The organism is Flavobacterium sp. IB48 (genome assembly GCF_016405855.1).
In the GTDB taxonomy this organism is placed as follows: domain Bacteria; phylum Bacteroidota; class Bacteroidia; order Flavobacteriales; family Flavobacteriaceae; genus Flavobacterium; species Flavobacterium ginsengisoli.
The window spans coordinates 386,739-410,666 of the sequence record NZ_JAEFCA010000001.1 but is presented as its reverse complement, the minus strand read 5'-3'; the positions used below and the strand labels follow the sequence as shown (position 1 = coordinate 410,666).

The following is a 23,928-nucleotide window of genomic DNA, read 5'->3' as shown; positions in this document are numbered from 1 at the left end:
AATAGTAATTATTTTTTTAGAAAAACCCTTATTTTACTGATTTGCAGAAAAAAGAAGAAGAAATAAAATAAAAAAGGAGTCTGTTTTATTTAAAAACAAACCCCTTTTTTAACTTAAAGTTGTCCCGATAGTTGGGAAGTCAGTAATAACTTATTTGGTAATTTCTCTAAAAACAGCTTCTAGATTTTTATTTTTCTGATTCAATTGTAAAGTTTTTAAACCATTTTCGTTAGCAAAGTCAAAAATAGCTGGTCGCATATCTTTATCTGTAACAAAAGTTAGTTCCCATGTCATGTCATGTGTATTTATGTACGAAGCGATATTTTCGAGTTTAGCCAAAAGTTGTTCTTCAACTTTGTAATCAAACTCAACTTCAATAATTTGCTCTTTGTCTGTTGTAACCAAATGGTCTAATTTATTGTCTGCAACGATCTGTCCTTTGTCAATAATTATAACACGATCACAAATTGCTTCGACTTCTTGCATGATGTGTGTTGATAAAAAAACAGTTTTATTTTTTCCTGCATTTTTAATTACATTACGAATCTCCATTAACTGGTTAGGATCCAGTCCGGTAGTTGGCTCGTCCAAAATTAAAACTTCTGGATCATGAAGCAAAGCATTTGCTAATCCAACGCGCTGGCGGTATCCTTTAGAAAGTTGTCCAATCTTTTTATGACTTTCTGGTGTCAGTCCTGTCAGTTGAATTACCTCTTCAATTCTTGTTTTTGGCACGTTATAAACATCGGCGTTAAATGCCAAATACTCACGAACATACAAATCCAAATATAACGGATTGTGTTCTGGCAAATACCCAATTGAACGTTGAACAGCTTTGGCTTCCGTCATGACATCGTGACTGTTTACAAGGGCTGAGCCTTCATCTGCCAATAAATATGTGGTCAAAATTTTCATTAAAGTAGATTTTCCAGCTCCATTTGGACCTAAAAATCCAACAATTTCTCCTTTCTCAATCGAAAATGAAATCGAGTTTAATGCTTTTTGTGTTCCGTAACTTTTTGATATGTTGTTTACTTCTATCGACATTGACTTTTTATTTGCTACAAAAGTAACGAGAAATAATTTCGATTGCTACATTTTGCCTTTTAAAGTAGTTCTTAAAAAAAACATAAAGTCAGCAATTCACGGCACTGTTGTTGTTAAAGGAATGCTAAAATTAAAATAAACCCAAATCATGAAAAAAATGTTAGTGATGGCTGCTTTAGCTATCTGCAGTTTTGCAAACGCACAAAAAGGAACAATCTTAGTAGGTGGTAACATCGGATACACTTCTGAAAAATCAGAATTCAGATTTAGAGATGATAAAGCAAGTACATTTACTTTTTCTCCTAAAGTAGGTTACCAATTTCACGAAAACTGGACAGTTGGAGGAGAATTCTCTCTAAGCACATCTGATATCGATAATACAGATGTAAAACGTAAAGACAACAAATTTAGAACAGGTGGTTTTGTACGTTATACAAAATCATTAAGCCAAACTTTTTCTGTTTTTGCAGATATGGGAGTTGGTTTCCAAACTGAAAAAAACAAAATCTACACGAATGCAAATAACTATGTAAGATATAAAGGAGATGGTGCTTATGTAGATGTAACTCCAGCACTTTTCATCAACATGAAAAAAGGTTTTGGTCTTAACTTCAGTATTGGTGGTTTAGGATACGAAACATTAAGTTTTGATGATAATGGAGAAGATTATAGCAATTTCTACTTTAATTTCGGTAAAACATTCAATATCGGAATCTCTAAAAACTTCTAATCTTAAGTTTATACATTCAATTTCAGAAAGCGCTCCATTTGGAGCGCTTTTTTTATAACCATTTCTTATTCTTATTTTAATTTTTAAGCTGATTAAGGCGAGTTATTTTTAAGTAATAGTTAAGAAAATAACTACGATTGTATATTGGTATTTTAATTGTTTGTTGTATGTGAAATCTTAATAAATATAACATATGAAAAAAATGCTACTTATTCTTGCATTGGCTATGGTTAGCTATGCAAATGCACAAAAAGGAACAGTATTAGTAGGAGGAAACGTTGGTTATACTTCAGAAAATATTGATCAGCAAACCGATGAGAGAAAATCAAATTCGTTTACTTTTTCTCCAAAAGTGGGGTATCAATTTCACGAAAATTGGACGGTTGGGGCTGAATTTGCTTTAGCAACTTCAAAAAGTACTGCTTTGGATACAGAATCGAAGTATAAGAATTTAAGAGTAGGGGCGTTTGTTCGTTATACAGTTCCGCTAAATGAAACTTTTTCTGTTTTTGCCGATTTAGGAGCCGGTTTTCAAAATAGAACAAACAAGAATTATCAAAACAATGTGCTTATGTCGGATAGTAAAGCCGATGGTTTCTATACCAATTTAGCTCCATCTCTTTTTATTAATATGAAAAAAGGCTTCGGTTTAAATTTTAGTATTGGCGGTATAGAATATCAAACATTAAGCTATGATAACGATGATACGAAATACAATAGTTTTTCATTCAATTTTGGAAAAACGGTTAACATCGGAATTTCTAAAAATTTCTAGTCTTAAGTTTATATTCAATTTTAGAAAGCACTCCAATTTGGGGTGCTTTTTTTATGATTAGTAATATCTCAAAGTTTGTAATGCATTGTTTTTTTAGTGTTTTGCTACAAAAGCAACAGAAAATCCTGTCGGCATCTTTCTTGGGTCTTAACGGAAGACCTTAGCGAATTGCGGGCTCATCAATCTGAATAATTTTAATTCCTGCTTTTTCTAAATCGACAACTTTGAAATGCGTAATGACTGTTTTTTGCAATGTTCATTTAAAAGAACATGCCAAAAATGTCGGGAGCAATTTTGTAAAAGATATTGTTGCGCTTCCATAAATTATAGAATACTACAATAATTGCTGGCAATTATGATTTTATGCTTAAGATTTTGGTGCAAGATATGGCTAGTTATCAGGATTTTGTAATGAATAATTTGTCTACTATAGAAAACATCGCAAATACGAATAGTATTTTTGTATTGGGAGAAATCAAACATAGTGCACCTTTAGAGTTTTAAAGCAGAAGAAAATCCTAAAATAAAATGTATTTTTGAAGTCTAAAATCAAGATTTAGATCATCAATCTAAAATCTTTAATCTACAATCTAAAATCAAATGAACTGGGAACAACTTTTATCATTAAAACGTCAGGGCGATACAAGCAAAAGATTACGTGTAGAACAAGATGATACGCGTTTAGGATTTGAAGTAGATTATGATCGCATTATATTTTCTGCTGCTTTTAGAAGTTTACAAGATAAAACACAAGTTATTCCACTTTCTAAAACAGATTTCGTTCATACGCGTTTAACGCATAGTTTGGAGGTTTCTGTTGTAGGGCGTTCGCTTGGCCGTTTGGTCGGAAAAAAGATTATTGAAAAATATCCTTACTTGAAAGAAGTTCACGGTTATCATATGAATGATTTTGGAGCAATTGTGGCTGCGGCTTCATTGGCGCATGATATCGGGAATCCGCCTTTTGGACATTCTGGCGAAAAAGCAATTGGCGAGTATTTTTCTATAGGAAATGGCCAGAAATACAGAAATCAGCTTACAGATAAACAATGGCAGGATTTAATTGATTTTGAAGGAAATGCAAATGGATTTTCAGTTCTAACGGCAAGTCGTCCAGGAATTGAAGGCGGACTTCGTATTTCGTATGCTACTCTGGGAGCTTTTATGAAATATCCAAAAGAAAGTCTTCCAAAAAAGCCAACTAATAACATCTCAGATAAGAAATACGGTTTTTTTCAGACCGATAAATTATTCTTTGAAGAAGTAGCTAAAGATATGGGAATGATTGCCAATAAATCTGGCGATGATATTGGTTTTGAAAGACATCCTTTGGCGTATTTGGTTGAAGCTGCTGATGATATTTGCTATACAATTATTGATTTTGAAGACGGAATCAATTTAGGTTTGGTTTCTGAAGATTTTGCTCTAGAATATTTGATTAACCTTGTAAAAGACAATATTGGAGTTTCTAAATACAAATCATTAACGACAAAAGAAGATCGTATTAGCTATTTAAGAGCTTTAGCGATTGGAACTTTAATTAACGATGCTGTAAATGTTTTTGTTGAAAATGAAGAAGCGATTCTTGCAGGAAACTTTCCATATGCTTTAACAGAGAAAAGCAGATATAAAGCGCAAATGGATGATATTATCAAATTAAGTATTGAGAAAATCTATCAGAGCCGCGAAGTGATCGAAAAAGAAATTGTGGGTTATCAGATTATTCAAACACTGTTGGATAAATTCATAACAGCATTTAATAACAAGTTTGAAGGAACTGCTTCAAACTACGATAAGTTGATTTTGAAAATGTTGCCAGAAAAACATCATTTAGAGAAAACCAATTTATACGAACGTCTATTGCATATTTGCCATTATGTTTCATTACTGACCGACGGAAATGCGCTTGAGTTGTATGAAATGATTCAGGGACAAAAAAAGCGTTAAATAAAAAAAGCTTCTTTCAGAAATATTCTAAAAGAAGCTTTTTTTTATAATTATAAATCTTTCTCTCTATTATTGAAAAGCATAAACAAGACCTACACCAAGAACTTGTCTTAACTGCATTCTCGGTCCGTTATTTACCTGAGTAGTTGCTCCTGTTGCTGGATCAACAACATCTTTTTTGGTTTTAATGTCGTCATCATAAATTAAGTGAAATCCAATATTTGCTTTCACATAAGCATTAACAACAAGGTCTAAACGCGTGTCATAATCGATGTCGACATTTCCAAATTTGTTCAAATAATCAGTATATAAACTTAGCCTGTTTTCGTAAAAAACGTTTTTATAAATTTCGTTTTTCATATAAGCTGTAAAAAGAATACCAAATTCGGCTTTTACTTTCTGGCCTTCATCAATCAAAATCTGAGAATTTGGATCTAAAGGATCAGTAATATAAGTTGCTTTCTTAACCCCAAACGCACCTTGATTAGCTAAATCTTGATCTAATACCAAAGTGGTTTTTAATGTTATTGGAGAGAAATAGAAAACTCTATTTTTTTGCTTATTAGAATTCTCGGCTCCAGCTCCCAGAAAGATATAAGCTGGTGCAAAAGGTTTAGAGATTGCAACGTCTGTATTTGGATAATTGTAACCGTTTGTAAATTGTGTATTGAAATTTAATTTTGAAGAGTAATACCAATTTGATGCAGTATCTTTTCTAAACCCATAAGTCGAGTTGAACTGAATAGCGTCGTCTGTTTTTCTTAATTCAGTCCCATCTTGCTTGTTTAAGCCATATTTTACAATAAGTTCGTTAACCCATTTATGATTTTTCTTTGCATAAGTTCTTCCAAATTCTCCTTTAAACAAACCTGAAATAGAACTTGTTCCCCCGGCACTCCAGTTTACAAAAGCAATTTCGGAAATGTCAAAACCAAGCTGATTTTTTTGGGTCCAGTTAGAAGGCGGTTTAGGAACCTGATTTGGACTTAATGTTGTTTGTATAATCTGGGCAAAGTTATTAGAAGTACACAAAAGCAATAACAGCAAAAGGGTAGAACGCAATAATTTCATTGTGGTAATTTTTGTTTTGGTGTCGCAAAATAATTATTTTGAACCGTTAGAAAAAAGATTTATTAAACTTTTAACGTCAATTTTACACAATTGTTGCAGTTGGTTTACTGTTCCATGTTCAATAAATTCGTCTGGAACACCCAAAATTTCTATAGAATTTTTAAAATTATGTGATGCTGCAAACTCTAAAACTGCACTTCCGAAACCACCATTTTTTACGCCATCTTCGACTGTAATAATGTGTTGGAAAGTTTTGAAAATAGTATTTAATGTGTTGATGTCTAATGGTTTGATAAAACTAAAATTATAGTGGGCAATCTCATCAGAATGGGTCGATTCTTTAAGAGCTTCTATAACATTATTTCCAATTGTTCCGGCCGACAGTACAGCAACTTTCGTACCATCTTTTAAGCATTTTGCTTCGCCCCAATTTATTTTTTCGTAATGTCCGAAATTTTCTACTTCCCAATTTGGAAGAACTCCGCGACCTCTTGGATATCGAATTGCGATTGGATGATCTATTCCTAATTGAACTGTGTACAAGATGTTTTGAAGTTCAATTTCGTTTAATGGAGCATAAATAATCATATTCGGAATCGAGCGTAGATATGCAATGTCAAAAACGCCATGATGCGTTGCACCATCTTCGCCTACCAAGCCTGCACGATCAAGGCAAAATATGACAGGCAGATTTTGTAAAGCAACATCATGAATAACTTGATCGTAGGCACGCTGTAAAAATGTCGAATAAATATTGCAGTAAACAATCATTCCTTGAGTCGCCATTCCTGCAGCAAGCGTTACGGCATGCTGTTCTGCAATTCCAACATCAAAAGCACGTTCTGGAAATTCGTCCATCATAAATTTTAATGAACTTCCAGATGGCATTGCAGGTGTGATTCCGATTATTTTTTCATTCTTTTTGGCTAAATCTAAAATGGTCAAGCCAAAAACATCCTGATATTTTGGAGGAAGATTTTCTTCTGATTTTAAATGAATTTCTCCCGTCGAAGCGTCAAATTTTCCAGGAGCGTGATATTTTACCTGATTTTCTTCAGCTTGCTGCAATCCTTTTCCTTTTGTAGTTACAATATGAAGGAATTTTGGGCCTTTGATCTTTTTGAGACGATTTAATTCTTTAATTAATTTTGGAAGATCATGACCATCAATTGGACCAGAATAATCAAAATTCAAAGATTTAATGATATTGTTCTGGCGCGGATTTTTTCCGTTTTTAACCGAAGTAAGGTATTTTTTTAAAGCACCAACACTTGGGTCAATTCCAATTGCGTTGTCATTAAGGATAACGAGAATATTAGCATCTGTAACTCCAGCGTGATTAAGACCTTCAAACGCCATTCCGCTTGCAATTGATGCATCACCAATAACTGCAATATGTTCCTTATCAAAATCGCCTTTTAATTTAGAAGCAATCGCCATTCCGAGTGCTGCAGAAATCGAAGTTGAAGAATGTCCGACACCAAAAGTGTCATAAACGCTTTCGCTCCTTTTTGGAAAACCAGAAATACCTCCAATTTGCCTATTGGTATCAAAATTTTCTCTTCTTTCAGTTAATATTTTATGCCCATAAGCTTGATGTCCAACATCCCAAACCAATAAATCGTTTGGAGTATTAAAAACATAGTGAAGCGCTATTGTAAGTTCTACAACGCCTAAACTTGCTCCCAAATGCCCTTCTTTTACAGAAACTATATCAATAATAAACTGACGAAGTTCTTGGGCAACTTGGGCGAGCTGTTCTTCTTTTAAAAGACGTAAATCAGCGGGATTATATATGTCGGAAAGTAAATCGCTTTTCATTGTAAGGTAAAAAGCAAATTTACGGTTTTAAATTTAATTTTCTCTTAGAGTCTTATTTCAATAAAATGGGCACAGAATATTGCATTCTCACTTTTTTTCCGTTCGATTCGCCTGGCAGCCATTTAGGGCATAAGCTTAAAACCCTGATAATTTCTTTTTCCAGAGGTTCTTCAACTGCAGGAGCGCATTCAAGAAATGATACAGAACCATTTTTTTCTACAGCAAATGAAAGCGTAAAATTCAACTTCCAATATTCAACTTCTTCAGGTTTTTTATATTCTTTCATGAAAAAGTTATGAAATTGTTCAATGCCACCTGGAAATTCTGCATTAGAATTTGAAACTGTTTTTGCAACTATCGAAGCGTCATCTTTTTTTGTTTTATCAGATTTTGAAGATTTGTTCTCTTCAACTTCTCTAGATGCTATTGTTGTAGTTTTCCTTATTTTAAGCTGCTCAATTTTTGATATATCTGACGGTGCTTGATCTGATTTTTTTGTACTGATTGCAGTTGTATCTAAAACATCTGGCTTTGTAGTCAAAGTGTCTTTGTTAATATCAATGTTTTTAGCTTTCGGCTGTTTGTTTTCTTTGTTTTGACAACCGAAAAGAACTAGAACAATAACTACATACAACGTTGGCAAAAATGATTTGCAATTTATATGAATAGTTATTTTATGTTTAATTTTCATTATTTAAATGTAATTGGCAAAATGAAAGTTGATCGCACATCCCCATTGTTTGTTTTTCCAGGAATCCATTTTGGACCAGATTCTAAAACTTTAATAACTTTTGCTTCATTTTCTGAAGATTCGTTTTTGGTTACTTGAAAATTAGTTAAAGTGCCATCTCTTTCTACTACAAATAAGATTGACATTTCTCCTTTTTTTGAAGCAGTGTAATTTTTTGCAAAGTAAGAATAGAATTTTTTCATTCCGCCTTTTGGAGCAGGTAAAATATCCAAATCAACTGAATTATATATAATGCTATACTTAAAACGATAATATTCAATAGGTTTAGAAGGAACTACCATTCCCATTGTGACTCTTTCTCTTGGTATTTTTGTTTTTTCTTTTTTAGATTCAATCTGATGCCCATAGCAGGAGGAAACATCTTCATCTTGATTTTGTGTTGGATTGTCAACAATTTCAATTTGATCAATTTTTTTCTTGTTGCCTTCTTTATCTGCACAGCTAAACAAAGTGGTTCCCATTGCAATAAACAAAGCGAGAAGAAATATTTTATGGTAGTTTGTCTGCGAATATAAAACGCGATTAGGAATTTGAATCGTAATGTGATCTAACTGTGATTGTTTAAACCTTCCGCAAATTTTTTGGTTTTGGTTTTGAATGAAATAATGCTGAATTTCTTCTGGAAGCATAGAAGTGAAATCCATAACCGTTTTAGAACAGCTTACACAGAAACGCCCATTTTCAGTTGGAGTCATTTGATCCCAGTTTTCATTGCATGGCTTTGGTATTTCGATTTTGTGTACTATTTCCATTTTTCGAGCACTATTGGGAAACTAATTTTTTCTCTTGTTCTTTTTCCATTTTGTTCACCAGGAATCCATTTAGGTGACAGATTTAAAACACGTGTTATTTCTGATTCTAATTTAGGATTAATATCTTTTGGAAATTGAAATGCAGCCAACGAACCATCTTTTTCTACTACAAATGAAACAATAATGCGATCTTTTGCATTTTCTACTTCTTCAGGCATTTTAAATTCTTGGGCAAAGAACTCATAGAAAGCGTTAATACCACTTGGATAGTCTGCTTTTGTTTCGATTGCAGCTCCCATATAAAACACAGAATCATCTTCTAATGCGAGATCTTGTGGTACTTTTTTTTCACATAAAGGCTGATTTTCATTATATGACAGTTTATCATTTTTTTTGACAAAATTAATTGCGACTATTTTTGAAAGCTTTCTGTTTTTTCTCTCAATATTTAAACTGTCTTTTTGAACAACAATATTCATTCTGATAGTATCAAGAGTAGGTTTTCCATTAATTATTCTTGGCATCCATTTTACCTTTGAACTTTTTAAAACTCGAATCATTTCTTCTCCAGTTTCATAACCAATATTGTCAAAAACTTTAAATTGCTCTAAAGTTCCAGCTTTATTTACAACAAAAGAAACCTCAATTTCTCCTGTAATTCGTCTGGCTTTTTTAGGAATTTTAAATTCATTTTGAATGTATGTGCTAAATCTCTCTAGCCCCCCAGGATATGCAGGTAATACTTCAAAATTTTCAATAGCAGGAGTGCCAGTAATGGTTTCGTAATGAGGTTCGATATAGGCAATAGATCCTTCAGGAACGGCCTTTATAGGCTCTATGTTGGCATATAAATGAGGTGCAGGAGGTGTTTTTTCAACCAAACGGTCTTCATTGTTTGGTTGATCAGGATTTTTTGGTTCATTGTCTGTTACCACTTCTATTTTATCAATTTTCATTTTATTGCCTTCGGTATCGGCACAACTGAATAAAGTGGTTCCCATCGCGACAAATAATGCCAATAAAAACATTTTATGATAATGGGTTTGCGAATATAAAACACGATCCGGAATTTGAATAGTAATAGTCTCCAATTGTGACTTTCTAAATCTGCCGCAAATTTTTTGGTTTTGGTTTTGAATGAAATAATGCTGAATCTCTTCAGGAAGCATCGACGTAAAATCAACAACGGTTTTAGAACAGCTCATGCAGAAACGGCCATTTTCATTTGGCATCATTTTGTTCCAGTCTTCAGAGCATGGTTCAGGTATACTGATTTTATGTTTTCTTTCCATATTCAAATTTCAAAATTTAAATGTAGTAAAAATAATGAGTAAAGTTTTACTTTTGCAAGTATGATAAATCCTTTCACCGACGAGTATTTTATGAAAAAAGCTTTGCAGGAAGCCGAAATCGCTTACGAAAAAGGCGAGATTCCTGTTGGAGCTATAATTGTTGTGGCTGATAAAGTAATTGCAAGAAGTCATAATTTGACCGAATTGCTGAATGATGTAACGGCACACGCTGAGATGCAGTCCATCACCGCGGCAGCTAATTTTCTTGGCGGAAAATATTTAAAAGATTGTACGCTTTATGTTACACTAGAGCCTTGTCAAATGTGCGCGGGTGCTTTGTATTGGAGTCAGATTTCAAAGATTGTTTTTGGTGCACGCGATGAACAACGCGGATTTTTAAATATGGGAACAAAACTGCATCCTAAAACTACTGTTGTTTCTGGTGTAATGGCAAATGAAGCAGCAGATTTGATGAAACGTTTTTTTCTTGAAAGACGTAAATAAGCTTTAGATACCTTGTAGGATAGTTTATAAACTTCAACAAAAGTTAAATAATCATTATTAGAGAATTTTCTTCTTAATTAACCCGAAAAATACGTTACTTTTATCGTGATTTAATTCGTGTTTTGCTGTTGTAATTTTTAACGGTATAGCGCATTAAATTCTCAATTTGTTAACCATTAACTCTAGATAAAAGTGAAGGCAAAAGGATTATTTCTCGTATTTTTTGTGTTTTTTATTTTTCAATCCTGCGGGCGCAAATCAGCGGCCGATTTCAATTCCGATTTTTCATTATTCAAAGACTACATTACTAGTTTTACTGGCGGTATCGTTTCTGCAGATTCTGATATTCGCGTGGTTTTGGCTTTCGATAAAAACGATTGGAAACCTAATCAGGAATTAGACGACGATTTGTTTGATATTTCGCCAAGTGTTCACGGAAAAGTTATTGCACTTTCAACAAATACTTTAGCTTTTATTCCAGAGAAAAAACTTAAAATGGGAACAGAATATCAAGTTACTTTAAACTTAGATAAGCTGACAGCCATTCCTAAAGAGAAAGAAAAAGAACTTTCTAAATTCAACTTTACAGTTAAAACTGTTAAACAGGATTTTACCATTAATACGGGCGATGTGCAGTCGTACAGCAAAGAATATCAATATTTAAACTGTACGTTAAAGACTGCAGATAATATTGATTTGGAAACCGCCATTAAGCTGGTTAAAGCTAAACATAACGGAAGCGATCTTAAGATTAAGTTCGATAAAAATGTGTCTTCAGGAAAAGAATTTCATTTTATAATAGATAGTATTCAGCGCCAGTCAGAAGCTTCGAATTTAGAAATTATATATGACGGAAATGATTTTGACATCGATCAGAAAGGACAAATCGATTTTCCGATTACGAGCATCAACGAATTTAAAGTTATAAAGGTTGAAATTCCAGATGGAAACAATCAGCAGGTTTTAATTAATTTCTCCGAGCCTTTAGAAAAAGGTCAGGATTTTGCTGGATTGGTTTCGATTCAGAATACCAATAATTTGAAATTTTCTACACAAGGAAATTTACTAAAAGTATATTTTACGAATCAAAATGCACCTAAAAAAGAAAAGACTGTAACAGTAGTTGCAGAAGAACCAGTTGCAGTAGCTGTAGATTCCGCAGCAGTTGTAGTCGATTCTGCTGCAGTGGCAGTTGATTCTGCCGCCGCAGTTGTAGAAGATGCTGTTGAATATGTGCCAGACGAAGAACCAGAACAAGTTGTTACGGGCGAATTATTATTGGAAGTTTTTCAAGGAATAGAAAGCCAATATGGCAAAAAACTGGAAAACAATTATTCGGAGAAAATTTCTTTTGATCAGATAAAACCCAATGTTCGTTTTATTAAAAACGGAACGATTCTGCCAAGTTCAAATAATTTAAAATTAAATTTTGAAGCTGTAAATCTGAGTGCTGTAGATGTTAAAGTGTACAAAATCTACAAAAATAACATTCTGCAATTTCTTCAATACAATGAATTAAACGGCGGACAAAATCTAAAGAAAGTCGCCCAGCCAATTGCCAAAACAACACTGAATTTAAAAGAAAGTACGCTCGTAAATCTCTCTAAATGGAATACGTATGCTTTAGATTTGTCTAAAATCATTAAACCAGAACCGGGAGCAATTTACAGAGTTGAATTTGTTTATAAAAAGAAATACTCGCTTTACAAATGTGAAACTTCAGAAGGAAATGACGATGAAGCTGAGGAGGAAGAAGTGGATGAAAATGATGTAAACTACAGCGGAAACTCTTACGACGATTACTATTATTATGACGATTACGATTGGAGAGAAAGTCAGGATCCTTGTACAGGTTCTTACTATTATAATGCCAGAATTGCAACTAATATTTTAGCTTCAGATTTAGGAGTTATTGCAAAAAGAGGCGAAAATAAATCGTACTTGTTTGCTGTAAATAATATCGTTACAACTGAGCCAGTTTCAAACGCAAGAGTAGATTTATACAACTTCCAACAACAAAAAATTGCAACAGAAGCAACAAGCAGCGAAGGAATTGCATCTTTCCAATTGGATAAATTTGCCTATTTCGCAATTGTAACTTTAGGCGATCAGTCGACTTACGTGAAGCTGGACGACGGACTTTCGTTATCAGTAAGTAATTTTGATGTTGCCGGAGAGACTTTACAAAAAGGCTTAAAAGGATTTATTTACGGAGAAAGAGGCGTTTGGCGTCCGGGAGATAATCTATATCTGTCATTTATTTTGAATGATGCTGCGAATAAACTTCCGAAATCTCATCCAATCAAATTCAGATTAAACGATCCGAATGGTAAAACAGTTTATCAAACCGTTCAAAAAACAAATGATCTAAACCATTACGCTTTTATAGTTCCAACGAATCAAGATGCGCCAACAGGAAACTGGGAAGCAATGGTAAGCGTTGGAGGCGCAAAATTCTATAAGAGCATTAAGATTGAAACGATTAAACCAAATCGTTTAAAAATCAAAAATACCTTTAGCAGAAAAACACTTTCGGCTTCGTATCCAAATACTGATAATCTTGAAGTAACATGGCTTCACGGTGCAATTGCTAAGAATTTGAATGTAGAAATGCAGGCTAAATTCTCTCAGCAAAGCACAACGTTTAAAGGTTATGAAAAATATACTTTTGATGATTTAGCTCGTCAATTCAGCACAGAAGAAATCAATGTCTTCTCTGGAAAATTAAACGAAAACGGAAAAGCATCGGTAAACATTCAGCCAAGATTACAGGGTCAGGCGCCAGGAATGCTTCGCGCTTCATTTATTACAAAAGTGTATGAAGAAGGAGGAGATTTTAGTACAGATGTAATGTCAACGACTTATTCTCCGTACAAAACCTACGTTGGACTTAAAACTCCTGAACTGAACAAGTACAGCATGCTCGAAACGAGAACAAACAATCGTTTTGACGTAGTAACGGTTGATGAAAACGGAAGGCCAAAATCAGTTCATAATCTCGAAGTACGAGTTTACAAAGTAGACTGGAGATGGTGGTGGGATTCTTCAAGCGATAATTTATCAAATTATAACTCGTCGAATGCAACTACTTCGTACAAAACTTTTGTAATCAATACCGATTCAAGCGGAAAAGGAAGTTTTCAATTTGCCTTGACAGACGAAGAATGGGGACGTTATTTAATTCGTGTTGCCGATCAGCAAGATGGTCATGCGGCCTCATTGACAGTAAATATTGACTGGCCAATCTGGTCTGGAAAAACACGTAATAGAGACGCTTCAACTGCTAATATGTTAGTTTTTTCTACCGATAAGAAAAATTATGAAGTTGGAGAAAAAGCACAAATATCTTTCCCTTCAAGTGAAGGTGGACGCGCTTTAATTTCAATAGAAAACGGATCAAGAGTAGTGCAGACTATTTGGGCTGAGACTAAAAAAGGAGAAACTAAAGTTGAGGTTCCAATTACAGGAGCAATGGCACCAAACGTATATTTTAATATTACATTATTGCAGCCACACGCTTCAACCAAAAACGATTCGCCAATTCGTATGTATGGGATTGTTCCTGTTGAAGTTGTAGATAAAAACACTATTTTGGCGCCAACGATTAATATGCCAGATGTTTTAAGGCCAGAACAGCCATTTACAGTAAAAGTAGGTGAGAAATCAGGCAAAGAAATGACATATACAATCGCAGTTGTAGATGAAGGGCTTTTGGATTTAACTCGCTTTAAAACACCAAATGCATGGGATAGTTTCTATGTTCGTGAAGCTTTAGGTGTAAAAACTTGGGACATTTACGATGATGTAATTGGCGCTTATGGCGGAAAAATAAGCCAGATTTTCAGTATTGGTGGAGATCAGGATTTAGGTGGAGGAAAAGCTAAAAAAGCTAACCGTTTTAAACCTGTTGTATTGTATTACGGACCATTCAAATTAGAAAAAGGAGAAACAAAATCACATCAATTAAAACTACCTAAATACATTGGTTCTGTTAGAACAATGGTTGTGGCAGGCGATGCAAAAACAAGCGCTTACGGAAGTGTAGAAAAAGCAACACAAGTTAAGAGTCCGTTGATGGTGTTGGCTTCGTTGCCAAGAAAAATTTCACCTTCTGAAAAAGTAACGTTGCCTGTAACGGTTTTTGCAACTGAAAACAAGATCAAAAATGTTTCAATTCAGGTAAAAACAAGCAATGGATTAAAAGTAATGGGAAGTGCGGTTCAAAGCTTGAATTTTGCACAGCCAGATGAAAAAATGGCTTACTTTAATTTGGTTGTCGGATCTGCTACTGGAATTGCAAAAGTTCAGGTAATTGCAACATCTGGCAGCGAGAAATCGGTTTATGATGTTGAAATTGATATGACAAATCCGAATCCAGTTACAAGTACTTTCACAGATGTTGTTTTAACGCCAAATAGCACTAAAACAATTTCATGGAAAACATTTGGAATTGCTGGAAGTAATAAAGCAAGATTAGAAGTTTCGTCAATGCCGTCAATGAATTTGAATGGAAGATTGCAATTCTTAATTCAGTACCCACATGGTTGTGTAGAACAGACAACTTCATCTGTTTTCCCGCAATTGTATTTAGGCGATGTAGCAGATATTGATGCAAAACGAAAAGATCTGATTCAGAAAAACATTGCAGCTGGAATTGCAAGATTGGGTAATTTCCAGTTATCAAATGGAGGAATGCCTTACTGGCAAGGAAATGCAATTGCAGACGATTGGGGAACTTCATACGCTGGACATTTCTTGATCGAAGCAGAGAAAAAAGGGTATGTATTGCCAATTAATTTCAAATCAAAATGGTTAGGTTATCAGCAGAAAGAAGCGAAACAATGGCGATTTGAACCAAAATATGGAAATGATTTAGCTCAGGCGTATCGTTTGTATACTTTAGCTTTAGCTGGAAATGCCGATTTATCAGCAATGAACAGATTGAGAGAAACAAAAGGTATTTCGAATGAAAGTATGCTTCGTTTGGCAGCGGCTTATGTTTTAGCAGGTCAAAAATCGGCGGGACAAAGTTTATTCTTGAAAACCAGCATTGATGGAAGTTCAGATAGCTACAGTTATTACTATTATGGTTCGAGCGAAAGAAATAGAGCAATGGCATTAGAAACGATGCTTTTATTAGATCAAAAACAAAAGGCGTTTGTAACAGCAACGAAATTGGCTAAAGAAATGTCGGCTAATCAATGGATGAGTACCCAGACAACGGCTTATTGTTTGTATGCAATGTCAAAATTTGCAGTAAGTAATGGCCCAAAAGGAATCAATATCCAATTCAGTAAAAACGGAAAAGGTGAGACAATAAATACAGGTAAATCGGTTGCAGATCGTAGTTTGTCTGCTGCTTCTGGTACAAACAGTATTACATTAAAAAACAATAAAGCTAATACGGTATATGTTCGTGTATTAAACACAGGAATATTGCCAATCGGACAAGAAAATGCGGTTCAAAGTGACGTTACGGCTTCTATAGTTTTCAAAAATAGAAAAGGAAGTGTAATCAATGTTTCAAGAATTAATCAGGGAACTGAATTTGTTGCCGAGGTTACAATTAAAAATCAAAGAGGAGAAAGTGTTCAAAACGTGGCATTATCACAAATTCTGCCTTCAGGATTCGAAATTGTAAATACTCGTTTCACAGATTACGGAGACGCAGTAAACAATATAGCAGATTATATTGATATTCGAGACGATAGAACAAATTTCTATTTCGGAATGAAAGCCAGAGAAACTAAAGTTTTCCGAATTCTGCTAAACGCATCGTATTTAGGAAACTATTATTTGCCTGGATTGCAATGTGAAGCAATGTATGATAATACATTCTTAGCGAGAACAAAAGGATTCTGGGTTGAGGTGGTGAAATAAAGTTTTTTTAGCCACAGATTATACGAATTAAAAGGATTTTAAATCTATGTTAATCTGTGTAATCTGTGGGTAAAAAATCTTTGTGATAAAAGGTCTCCCGCAGATTTTGAAGATCAAGCAGATAAAAATAAGATCTGCTAAATCTGTGAGAGAAAAACTTTGCGAACTTTGCGCCTTTGCGGTTAAAAAAACAAGCATTGAAAAATAAAATTAAAGCGTTTTTACAACGCATCATAAACTGGATTAAAAAAAATAAAATAAAATCAGCAATTGCATTTTTGCTCTTGCTGATTTACTATTTTTCGATACCCCGAATGTTATTCAAGGAACCTTACTCGACAGTAATAGAAAGCAAAGAAGGAGAACTTCTAGGAGCGAAAATTGCACGTGACGGGCAATGGCGTTTTCCGGCACAAGATAGCGTTCCTGATAAATTCAAGAAATGCATTGTTTATTTTGAAGACGAATACTTTTATAACCATCCAGGTTTTAATCCCGGAGCGATGATAAATGCTTTTAAACAAAACAGAAAAGAAGGAAAAGTAGTTAGAGGCGGGAGTACGCTGACTCAGCAAGTCATTCGATTATCCCGAAAAGGAAAAAACAGAACCTATTTTGAAAAAATAATAGAAATTATTCTCGCGACAAGACTAGAATTAGGCTATTCTAAAAATGAAATTCTAGAAATGTATGCAGCACATGCACCATTTGGGGGAAATGTTGTGGGATTAGAAATGGCTTCGTGGCGTTATTTTGGCGTTCAGTCCAATCAATTATCTTGGGCAGAAAATGCAGTTTTGGCAGTTTTACCGAATGCGCCAAGTTTAATTTATCCTGGAAAAAATCAAATTAAATTGTTGAATAAAAGAAACCGTCTTTTATTAAAACTGCATCAGGAAGGAATAATAGACAAACAGACGTACGAGCTATCTATAGAAGAACCTCTTCCTCAAAAGCCATACGATCTGCCTCAAATAGCACCACATTTGTTGCAGAGAGTGGCGAAAAATGAAGAAGGAACAAGAGTAAAAACTACAATTGATTATGCTTTACAAAATCGTGTCAATCAAATTGCTAGATATTATTACAATCAGTATAAGCAGAATGAAGTTCATAATCTAGCTATTTTGGTAATAGATGTTCAGAGTAGAAATGTAATGAGTTATGTTGGGAATTCTCCAGCAGATGCGGATCATCAAAAAGATGTCGATATTATTGATGCACCAAGAAGTACAGGAAGTATTTTAAAGCCATTTTTGTATGGAGCGATGTTAGATGACGGCGAGTTATTGCCGAATACTTTAGTAGCCGATATTCCAACGCAAATTTCAGGGTATACACCTCAAAATTTTAATTTGACATTTGACGGAGCTGTTCCGGCACATCGTGCATTGTCTCGTTCACTCAATATTCCCGCAGTTTTGATGCTTCAGGAATTTACTGTAAACAAGTTTTATGAAGAGCTTCAAAAATTCAAATTAAAAAACATAAATAAAACGCCTGATCATTACGGTTTGTCCCTAATTTTGGGAGGAGCCGAAAGTAATTTATGGGATTTATGCAGGACATACGCTAATCTTTCTTCTACATTAAATTACTTTGCAAAACATCAGGCAAAATATAGGACGAATGAGTTCACAGAGTTAAATTATAAAAACGATTTTAAGCCCGATTTTGGCTCAGAAACAGATCAAAAGAATATTCTAGGCGCTGGATCAATTTGGCTAACATACAACGCAATGGAGGAAGTCAACAGACCTGAAGGAGATGAAGCCTGGAAGTTTTATGACAGTTCGCTTAAAATTGCATGGAAAACAGGAACAAGTTTTGGAAATAGAGATGCATGGGCAATTGGAACCAATTCAAGATATGTAGTTGGAATTTGGGTAGGAAACGCAACGGGCGAGGGGAGGCCAACTCTAACAGGAGTTACCAGTGCCGCGCCAATTTTATTTGATGTTTTTAATTTACTGCCAAGACAAAGATGGTTTGATACACCGTATAAAGATTTATCCGAAGTTGAGGTTTGCCGTTTAAGCGGCTATTTAGCAAAAGACAATTGTCCGAAAATCAAACAATGGGTTCCTAAAAAAGGGAAATCAACCAAAGTATGTCCCTATCATAAAACCGTTCATTTAGATAAAACAGAACAATTTCAAGTAAACAGCAGTTGCGAAAGCATTGAAAATATTGTGACTAAAAACTGGTTTGTTCTGCCTCCTGTTATGGCATGGTATTACAAAAGCCAGCATATAGAATATTTGCCGTTGCCTCCTTTTAAAGAAGGTTGTGAAGGAACACAAACCACAACGATGGATTTTATTTATCCGAAAGCAAATAGTAAAATCTATTTAACAAAGGATTTTAACAGCAATATACAGCCTGTAATTTTAAAAGTAGCGTATTCTGAAAGGGATAAAGTATTGTTTTGGTATGTTGATGATGTATATAAGGCTACAACTAAAACCTTTCATGAACTGCCTATAACTCCAACAACAGGAACGCATTATATTACGGTTGTAGATGCTTCAGGAAATGAAATTAGAAGAAAAATCGAAATTGTAAGAGAATAAGTTACATCATTTTCATTTGTGTATAAATCTTTTTTGGTTTAGTAGTAAGTCTAAATGTTGTATTGATAGTGAACCCTTTTATTTCTGGTATTTTGTTGTCTGAAAATGGTTTTGAATAGCCGAATCCTAAATCCATCATATTAAATAATGTCAAGCCTGAAACAATATATGCATGTTTAGTAGACGCACCTCCTTTTAAAAACAATAAATATTGAGTATTGTAGGATAAATGAAAATCAGGAAGACCAAAATAATTTCCGTTGTAACTGTTTGTAATTCCGTATCCTGCTCCTAAAAAGAATTTATTGTAACTATCTTTATTTAAGCACAATTCAACTCCGGCACTAAACAAGCTTTTATTTGCTGTTGAATAATTTAAATCAAAAATTAAAGGAAAGTCTAAAGTCTTTTTAAGTGAAAGAAAAGCAGAGTCTGTCAGCGTTCCATTTTGATTATACCATTTTGCATTTCCTGTTAAATAGGTTCCATTTTCATCCGTCGAAAAACCTTCGAATTGAAGATTATTTGTGCCGATGTAATAATAGTTGAGAGGATACGTCTGTTTAACTCCTCTTTGAAGCCAGCAGGCTCCGATAGGCCTATTCTGCTGTTTGATTCGGTAATAAACGGACTTATCTTTCGTCGTTATTTTCCAATTTTGATCAACGAAAATGGTATCATTCTGAGCAGATATTCTTGAAAGGTTTAAAAATGAAAGAATGAGAATAAGACTAACTGTCTTAAAACGTATAAAAAAAGAATAGGTAAGCATTTTGCAAATTAAAAGAAAGATTTTAATTTGTAAATGTAAGAATAATATTAAAAATAATACGATTTAAAACAAAAAAACCGCCAATCTCACGAAAGGCGGTTCTTTGTTTTTTATTCTGTAATAACATTTCCTTTTTTGTCGTAGAAATGATACTCTAAATACGTGTAAGCGTCACGAGGTATGATTTTCACCCATTTCTTATGTTCAAAAAACCATTTTGAACGTAATGATGGAAAACCTTTGCTGAGGTATGCAGCCACAAACGGGTGTGTATTAAGCACAACTTTATTGTGGGTTTTTAAAAGTCTTTCTAAATCAGCGGTGATCTTATCAATGATTAAAATTGGAGCTTCAATTTCACCATTATGTTTGTTAGGATCTTCCTCTCTGGTTTTGATATTCACTTCTGGTCTTACGCGCTGTCTTGTAATCTGGACCAAACCAAATTTACTAGGCGGTAATATTTTATGTTTTGCTTTATCGTCGCTCATTTCTTCTCGCAAGAAGTCGAACAAAACTTTCCTGTTTTCTGGATTAGACATATCGATAAAATCAACTACGATAATTCCGCCCATATCACGCAGACGTAGTTGTCTTGCGATTTCAGCAGCGGCAATCATATTTACTTCCATGGCTGTGTCTTCTTGGTTGGTCGCTTTATTAGAACGGTTTCCGCTGTTTACGTCAATGACATGAAGGGCTTCGGTATGTTCTATGATAAGATAAGCACCTTTACTCATGGAAACAGTTCGGCCAAATGAAGTTTTGATTTGTCTCTCTATATTGTATTTCTCAAAAATCGGAGTGTCATTTGATTGATAAAACTTGACAATCGATTGTTTTGAAGGAGCAATTTCTTGCAGATATTCCTTCGTTTGATGGTACAACTCTTCATCATCTATTTGGATACCACTAAAGGTATCATTGAATACATCTCTTAATATTGAAGAAGCTCTATTTAGCTCTCCTAATACTTTTGATGGATGATGAGCAGTTGGTAATTTTTTACACATTGCAGACCATCTGCCAAGCAGGTTCTGCAAATCTTTTTCTAATTCGGCTACGTTTTTGCCTTCTGCTACTGTACGAACAATAACACCAAATCCTTTAGGTTTGATAGATAGAACAAGTTTTTTTAGACGATCCTTTTCTTTTTTGTCTTCTATTTTTTGAGAAATAGAAACACGATCAGAAAAAGGAACTAGAACGATAAATCTTCCGGCAAGAGAAAGCTCAGCACTTATTCTTGGACCCTTGGTCGATATAGGTTCTTTAACTACTTGAACTAAAACAGATTGATTGGCACTTAAAATATCAGTAATGATGCCATCTTTGTCAATCTCTTTTTCAAACTGAAAGGTTTTTAGGGAGAAATCTTTTAATTTACCTGCGCTTACAAGTTTTATGAATTTCAGTTGGGAAGCTAAGTTTGGACCTAAATCATGATAATGTAAAAAGGCATCTTTTTCGAAGCCCACATTTACAAAAGCAGCATTAAGTCCAGCAACTGGTTTTCTGATTTTAGCAATAAAAATATCGCCAACCTGAAAGTTGCTTTTCTCTTCTTCTTTGTGCAATTCAATTAGTTTTCCATCTTTTAATAAGGCAAAATCTACGGCATCAGAACTAGATCTAATGATTAATTCTTTATTCACACTGTAAATTTTTATCTGTTTTTTCAGAAAATAGAAAAAAGAGAGAAGAGTATAGATTATAAAAATCTAAAATCTTAGGTCTAAAATCTAAAATCTTATCTACAGATGGATTAAACAATATTTTAACAGGTATTAACCCGAAGGAGTTATTTTGTCAGTTTTTAGTTCCGGTAAGCAGTTTAAAGCTGCAAACTGTAATCTGTGACTGAGACTATAGAACTCCAATTTCAATGAACGTTTAAAAAGAAAAAAGTAGTTTAAAACTACTTTTTCTTTTTGTGGCGGTTAGCTCTCGCTCTTTTTTTACGTTTGTGAGTCGCTACCTTATGTCTCTTTCTTTTTTTACCACTTGGCATATTGTGTCAGATTTTATGTTAATTAATATTATTTTGCTTCGTTGTTTGTTTTAACCCCTTCTACAAAAACTTTTGCAGGTTTAAACGCAGGAATGTTGTGTGCTGGAATTTTAATAGTAGTGTTTTTAGAAATGTTTCTTCCAGTTTTTTCAGCTCTAGTTTTAACGATAAAACTACCGAAACCTCTAAGGTATACATTGTCTCCAGTTTCTAAAGAAGTCTTCACTTCTTCCATAAAAGTTTCTACTGTTGCTTGAACGTCTCCTTTTTCAAGACCTAGTTTCTCTGAAATCTTCGCTACGATATCTGCTTTCGTCATTTTCTTTCCTATTTTATTTTATAAATGGTGTACTATTTTTTTGAGTTTGCAAATATAGGAATTAAAAAAATAATTAATCAAGCTAATTCGTTAAATTTTAATTACATAAACATTTACTTTTGCAATCTAAGTATTTTGCAATGGATTTTTATAACATATTGATAAAATGGTATTTACAGAACAAGCGTGATTTACCGTGGCGAAAAACGGTCGATCCGTACCAAATTTGGCTCTCAGAAATTATGCTTCAGCAAACGCGAGTTGCGCAAGGAATGCCTTACTTTTTCTCATTTACCAAGGAATTTCCTACTGTAAAAGATTTGGCAGATGCGCCAGAAGAGAAGATTTTGAAACTTTGGCAAGGCTTAGGATATTATTCTCGTGCTCGAAATCTTCATAAAACGGCTCAATATATAAGTAATGATCTAAATGGAGTTTTTCCTGATTCTTATAAAGAACTTTTAAAACTTAAAGGTGTTGGCGAATATACAGCTGCCGCAATAGCTTCTTTTTCGTATAATGAATCTGTTCCTGTTGTAGATGGAAACGTATTTAGAGTATTATCTCGCTATTTTGATATAGAATCTGATATTGCGCTGCCGGCAACTAAAAAAGAGTTTGCTGCTTTAGCACAAGAATTAATGCCAAAAGATAATCCTGCAATTTTTAATCAGGCCATAATGGAGTTTGGCGCGCTGCAATGTGTTCCTAAAAGTCCTGATTGTTCTGTTTGCGTTTTTAATGAAAGTTGCGCTGCATTGCAAAAAGGAAAAGTTAACAAGCTTCCCGTGAAATCGAAAAAAGTAAAAGTGACCAATCGTTACTTTAATTATTTGATATTAGAAGATGTCTTAGGAAATACATTAATTCAAAAAAGAACTGCAAAAGGAATCTGGCATAATTTATATGAGTTTCCGTTGTTGGAAACAGAAGCTATTGCCGATTTTGATTTGGTTTCTAAAAAAGCCAAGAACGAATTTTTTTCAGATTATACTATTATAAGTATGGAAGATTACAGTGAATCGACCGTAATTCATAAACTTTCGCATCAGCATCTGCACATACAATTCTGGAAAATTAGAGTGCAAGATAAAATCGAAAACGGAATAGATTCTCAAAAATTAAAAACTTTTCCTTTTCCTATTGTGATATATAATTTTATAGAAAAGCAAGAAATAAATTGCTAAAAAAATGTATCTTTGGGAGAAATACCACCAAAAACTATGAACGGAACATTAAATAAAGTGATGCTTATTGGCCATTTAGGCGATGATGTAAAGATGCATTATTTTGATGGAGGAAACTGCATCGGACGTTTTCAATTGGCTACCAATGAGGTGTATATCAATAAAACGACCAATGAAAAGATTACTTCTACAGAATGGCATAATTTGGTTGTGCGTAATAAAGCCGCAGAGATTTGCGAAAAATATCTTTCTAAAGGAGATAAGATTTATGTTGAGGGAAGAATAAAATCTCGTCAATGGCAAACAGAAGATGGAACCACTAAATATACTACAGAAATTCAGGTTACTGAGTTTACTTTCCTGACAACCAAAAAAGAAACTGCGTATACAAAACAAAATCAAGATACAGAGTCGCCAAAAAACACTAACTTTGACGCTCCTGAAGGGCTCCCGATTAATGATCTGCCCTTTTAAGTGATGTTTAACTAATTTTATA

The 23,928-nt window shown here is 34.0% G+C and carries 18 protein-coding genes and 1 pseudogene; 9 read left to right on the top strand and 10 right to left on the bottom strand.

Annotation, left to right across the window (positions count from 1 at the left end; all coding sequences use genetic code 11):
• Positions 1–150: 150 nt before the first annotated feature.
• On the bottom strand, positions 151–1,047 hold the full coding sequence (gene gldA, locus JC605_RS01830; RefSeq protein ID WP_198854613.1) for a gliding motility-associated ABC transporter ATP-binding subunit GldA: 897 nt from the start codon (positions 1,045–1,047) through the stop codon (positions 151–153).
• A gap of 148 nt (positions 1,048–1,195) precedes the next feature.
• On the opposite strand from gldA, the gene JC605_RS01825 reads away from it, so the two are divergent.
• A complete protein-coding gene (locus JC605_RS01825; protein WP_198854612.1) occupies positions 1,196–1,777 on the top strand; it encodes an outer membrane beta-barrel protein in 582 nt (193 codons plus the stop codon).
• A gap of 193 nt (positions 1,778–1,970) precedes the next feature.
• Positions 1,971–2,552: an outer membrane beta-barrel protein gene (locus JC605_RS01820; protein ID WP_198854611.1), complete on the top strand. Its 582-nt coding sequence runs from the start codon at positions 1,971–1,973 to the stop codon at positions 2,550–2,552.
• Between the two features lie 163 nt (positions 2,553–2,715).
• Here the strand turns inward: JC605_RS01820 and JC605_RS23880 are convergent.
• A pseudogene (locus JC605_RS23880) lies at positions 2,716–2,778 on the bottom strand (hypothetical protein); the annotation flags it as partial.
• A 137-nt stretch (positions 2,779–2,915) separates the two neighbouring features.
• Here JC605_RS23880 and JC605_RS23665 point away from each other — a divergent pair.
• Positions 2,916–3,056, top strand: coding sequence for an Lrp/AsnC ligand binding domain-containing protein (locus JC605_RS23665; protein WP_370569045.1), 141 nt, complete (start codon positions 2,916–2,918; stop codon positions 3,054–3,056).
• A 96-nt stretch (positions 3,057–3,152) separates the two neighbouring features.
• Positions 3,153–4,499, top strand: a complete 1,347-nt coding sequence (locus tag JC605_RS01805) for a deoxyguanosinetriphosphate triphosphohydrolase (protein ID WP_198854609.1) — start codon at positions 3,153–3,155, stop codon at positions 4,497–4,499.
• A 69-nt stretch (positions 4,500–4,568) separates the two neighbouring features.
• Here JC605_RS01805 and JC605_RS01800 read toward each other — a convergent pair whose 3' ends face one another.
• The 5 genes from JC605_RS01800 to JC605_RS23660 are packed head-to-tail and all read right to left on the bottom strand — an operon-like array spanning position 4,569 to position 10,186.
• Positions 4,569–5,570 carry a DUF3078 domain-containing protein gene (locus JC605_RS01800; RefSeq protein WP_198854608.1) on the bottom strand — a complete coding sequence of 334 codons (1,002 nt, stop codon included), beginning with the start codon at positions 5,568–5,570 and terminating at the stop codon, positions 4,569–4,571.
• Positions 5,571–5,603: 33 nt separating this feature from the next.
• Positions 5,604–7,391 (bottom strand): 1-deoxy-D-xylulose-5-phosphate synthase, encoded by a 1,788-nt coding sequence (locus JC605_RS01795; RefSeq protein ID WP_198854607.1) that lies wholly within the window; start codon positions 7,389–7,391, stop codon positions 5,604–5,606.
• Positions 7,392–7,443: 52 nt separating this feature from the next.
• On the bottom strand, positions 7,444–8,082 hold the full coding sequence (locus JC605_RS01790; RefSeq protein ID WP_198854606.1) for an energy transducer TonB: 639 nt from the start codon (positions 8,080–8,082) through the stop codon (positions 7,444–7,446).
• Entirely contained in the window at positions 8,082–8,894 is an 813-nt protein-coding gene (locus tag JC605_RS01785; protein ID WP_233074009.1) for an energy transducer TonB, read from the bottom strand. The genes JC605_RS01790 and JC605_RS01785 overlap by 1 nt, the downstream gene beginning before the upstream one ends.
• Entirely contained in the window at positions 8,885–10,186 is a 1,302-nt protein-coding gene (locus JC605_RS23660) for an energy transducer TonB (protein ID WP_233074008.1), read from the bottom strand. Before JC605_RS23660 ends, JC605_RS01785 begins: the two co-directional genes overlap by 10 nt.
• A 60-nt stretch (positions 10,187–10,246) precedes the next feature.
• Here JC605_RS23660 and JC605_RS01775 point away from each other — a divergent pair, with 60 nt between their 5' ends.
• From JC605_RS01775 to pbpC, 3 genes are all read left to right on the top strand, one after another.
• A complete protein-coding gene (locus JC605_RS01775) occupies positions 10,247–10,690 on the top strand; it encodes a nucleoside deaminase (protein WP_198854603.1) in 444 nt (147 codons plus the stop codon).
• A gap of 192 nt (positions 10,691–10,882) precedes the next feature.
• Entirely contained in the window at positions 10,883–16,570 is a 5,688-nt protein-coding gene (locus tag JC605_RS01770) for an MG2 domain-containing protein (protein ID WP_198854602.1), read from the top strand.
• 197 nt (positions 16,571–16,767) lie between these two features.
• Complete coding sequence (gene pbpC, locus JC605_RS01765) at positions 16,768–19,143, top strand: penicillin-binding protein 1C (RefSeq protein ID WP_198854601.1); 2,376 nt, start codon at positions 16,768–16,770, stop codon at positions 19,141–19,143.
• A 1-nt stretch (position 19,144) separates the two neighbouring features.
• On the opposite strand, the gene JC605_RS01760 is transcribed toward pbpC, so the two are convergent.
• The 3 genes from JC605_RS01760 to JC605_RS01750 all read right to left on the bottom strand — a co-directional run bounded on the left by JC605_RS01760 (position 19,145) and on the right by JC605_RS01750 (position 22,245).
• A complete protein-coding gene (locus JC605_RS01760; RefSeq protein ID WP_198854600.1) occupies positions 19,145–19,915 on the bottom strand; it encodes a hypothetical protein in 771 nt (256 codons plus the stop codon).
• A 110-nt stretch (positions 19,916–20,025) separates the two neighbouring features.
• Positions 20,026–21,570 (bottom strand): ribonuclease E/G, encoded by a 1,545-nt coding sequence (locus tag JC605_RS01755; RefSeq protein ID WP_066032867.1) that lies wholly within the window; start codon positions 21,568–21,570, stop codon positions 20,026–20,028.
• Positions 21,571–21,954: 384 nt separating this feature from the next.
• Positions 21,955–22,245, bottom strand: a complete 291-nt coding sequence (locus tag JC605_RS01750; RefSeq protein WP_007805026.1) for an HU family DNA-binding protein — start codon at positions 22,243–22,245, stop codon at positions 21,955–21,957.
• Between the two features lie 140 nt (positions 22,246–22,385).
• Between JC605_RS01750 and mutY the strand changes: the two genes are divergently transcribed.
• A complete protein-coding gene (gene mutY / locus JC605_RS01745; RefSeq protein ID WP_198854599.1) occupies positions 22,386–23,432 on the top strand; it encodes an A/G-specific adenine glycosylase in 1,047 nt (348 codons plus the stop codon).
• A gap of 36 nt (positions 23,433–23,468) precedes the next feature.
• Positions 23,469–23,906, top strand: coding sequence for a single-stranded DNA-binding protein (locus JC605_RS01740; protein WP_198855513.1), 438 nt, complete (start codon positions 23,469–23,471; stop codon positions 23,904–23,906).
• Positions 23,907–23,928 lie beyond the last annotated feature (22 nt).

Coding starts and splice junctions, on each gene's coding strand:
- JC605_RS01800 (WP_198854608.1), bottom strand. CDS start 5,570: ATGAAATTATTGCGTTCTACCCTTTTGCTGTTATTGCTTTTGTGTACT.
- JC605_RS01785 (WP_233074009.1), bottom strand. CDS start 8,894: ATGGAAATAGTACACAAAATCGAAATACCAAAGCCATGCAATGAAAAC.
- mutY (WP_198854599.1), top strand. CDS start 22,386: ATGGATTTTTATAACATATTGATAAAATGGTATTTACAGAACAAGCGT.
- JC605_RS01760 (WP_198854600.1), bottom strand. CDS start 19,915: ATGCTTACCTATTCTTTTTTTATACGTTTTAAGACAGTTAGTCTTATT.
- gldA (WP_198854613.1), bottom strand. CDS start 1,047: ATGTCGATAGAAGTAAACAACATATCAAAAAGTTACGGAACACAAAAA.
- JC605_RS01775 (WP_198854603.1), top strand. CDS start 10,247: ATGATAAATCCTTTCACCGACGAGTATTTTATGAAAAAAGCTTTGCAG.
- JC605_RS23665 (WP_370569045.1), top strand. CDS start 2,916: ATGCTTAAGATTTTGGTGCAAGATATGGCTAGTTATCAGGATTTTGTA.
- JC605_RS01740 (WP_198855513.1), top strand. CDS start 23,469: ATGAACGGAACATTAAATAAAGTGATGCTTATTGGCCATTTAGGCGAT.
- JC605_RS23660 (WP_233074008.1), bottom strand. CDS start 10,186: ATGGAAAGAAAACATAAAATCAGTATACCTGAACCATGCTCTGAAGAC.
- JC605_RS01825 (WP_198854612.1), top strand. CDS start 1,196: ATGAAAAAAATGTTAGTGATGGCTGCTTTAGCTATCTGCAGTTTTGCA.
- JC605_RS01750 (WP_007805026.1), bottom strand. CDS start 22,245: ATGACGAAAGCAGATATCGTAGCGAAGATTTCAGAGAAACTAGGTCTT.
- JC605_RS01790 (WP_198854606.1), bottom strand. CDS start 8,082: ATGAAAATTAAACATAAAATAACTATTCATATAAATTGCAAATCATTT.
- JC605_RS01820 (WP_198854611.1), top strand. CDS start 1,971: ATGAAAAAAATGCTACTTATTCTTGCATTGGCTATGGTTAGCTATGCA.
- JC605_RS01805 (WP_198854609.1), top strand. CDS start 3,153: ATGAACTGGGAACAACTTTTATCATTAAAACGTCAGGGCGATACAAGC.
- JC605_RS01795 (WP_198854607.1), bottom strand. CDS start 7,391: ATGAAAAGCGATTTACTTTCCGACATATATAATCCCGCTGATTTACGT.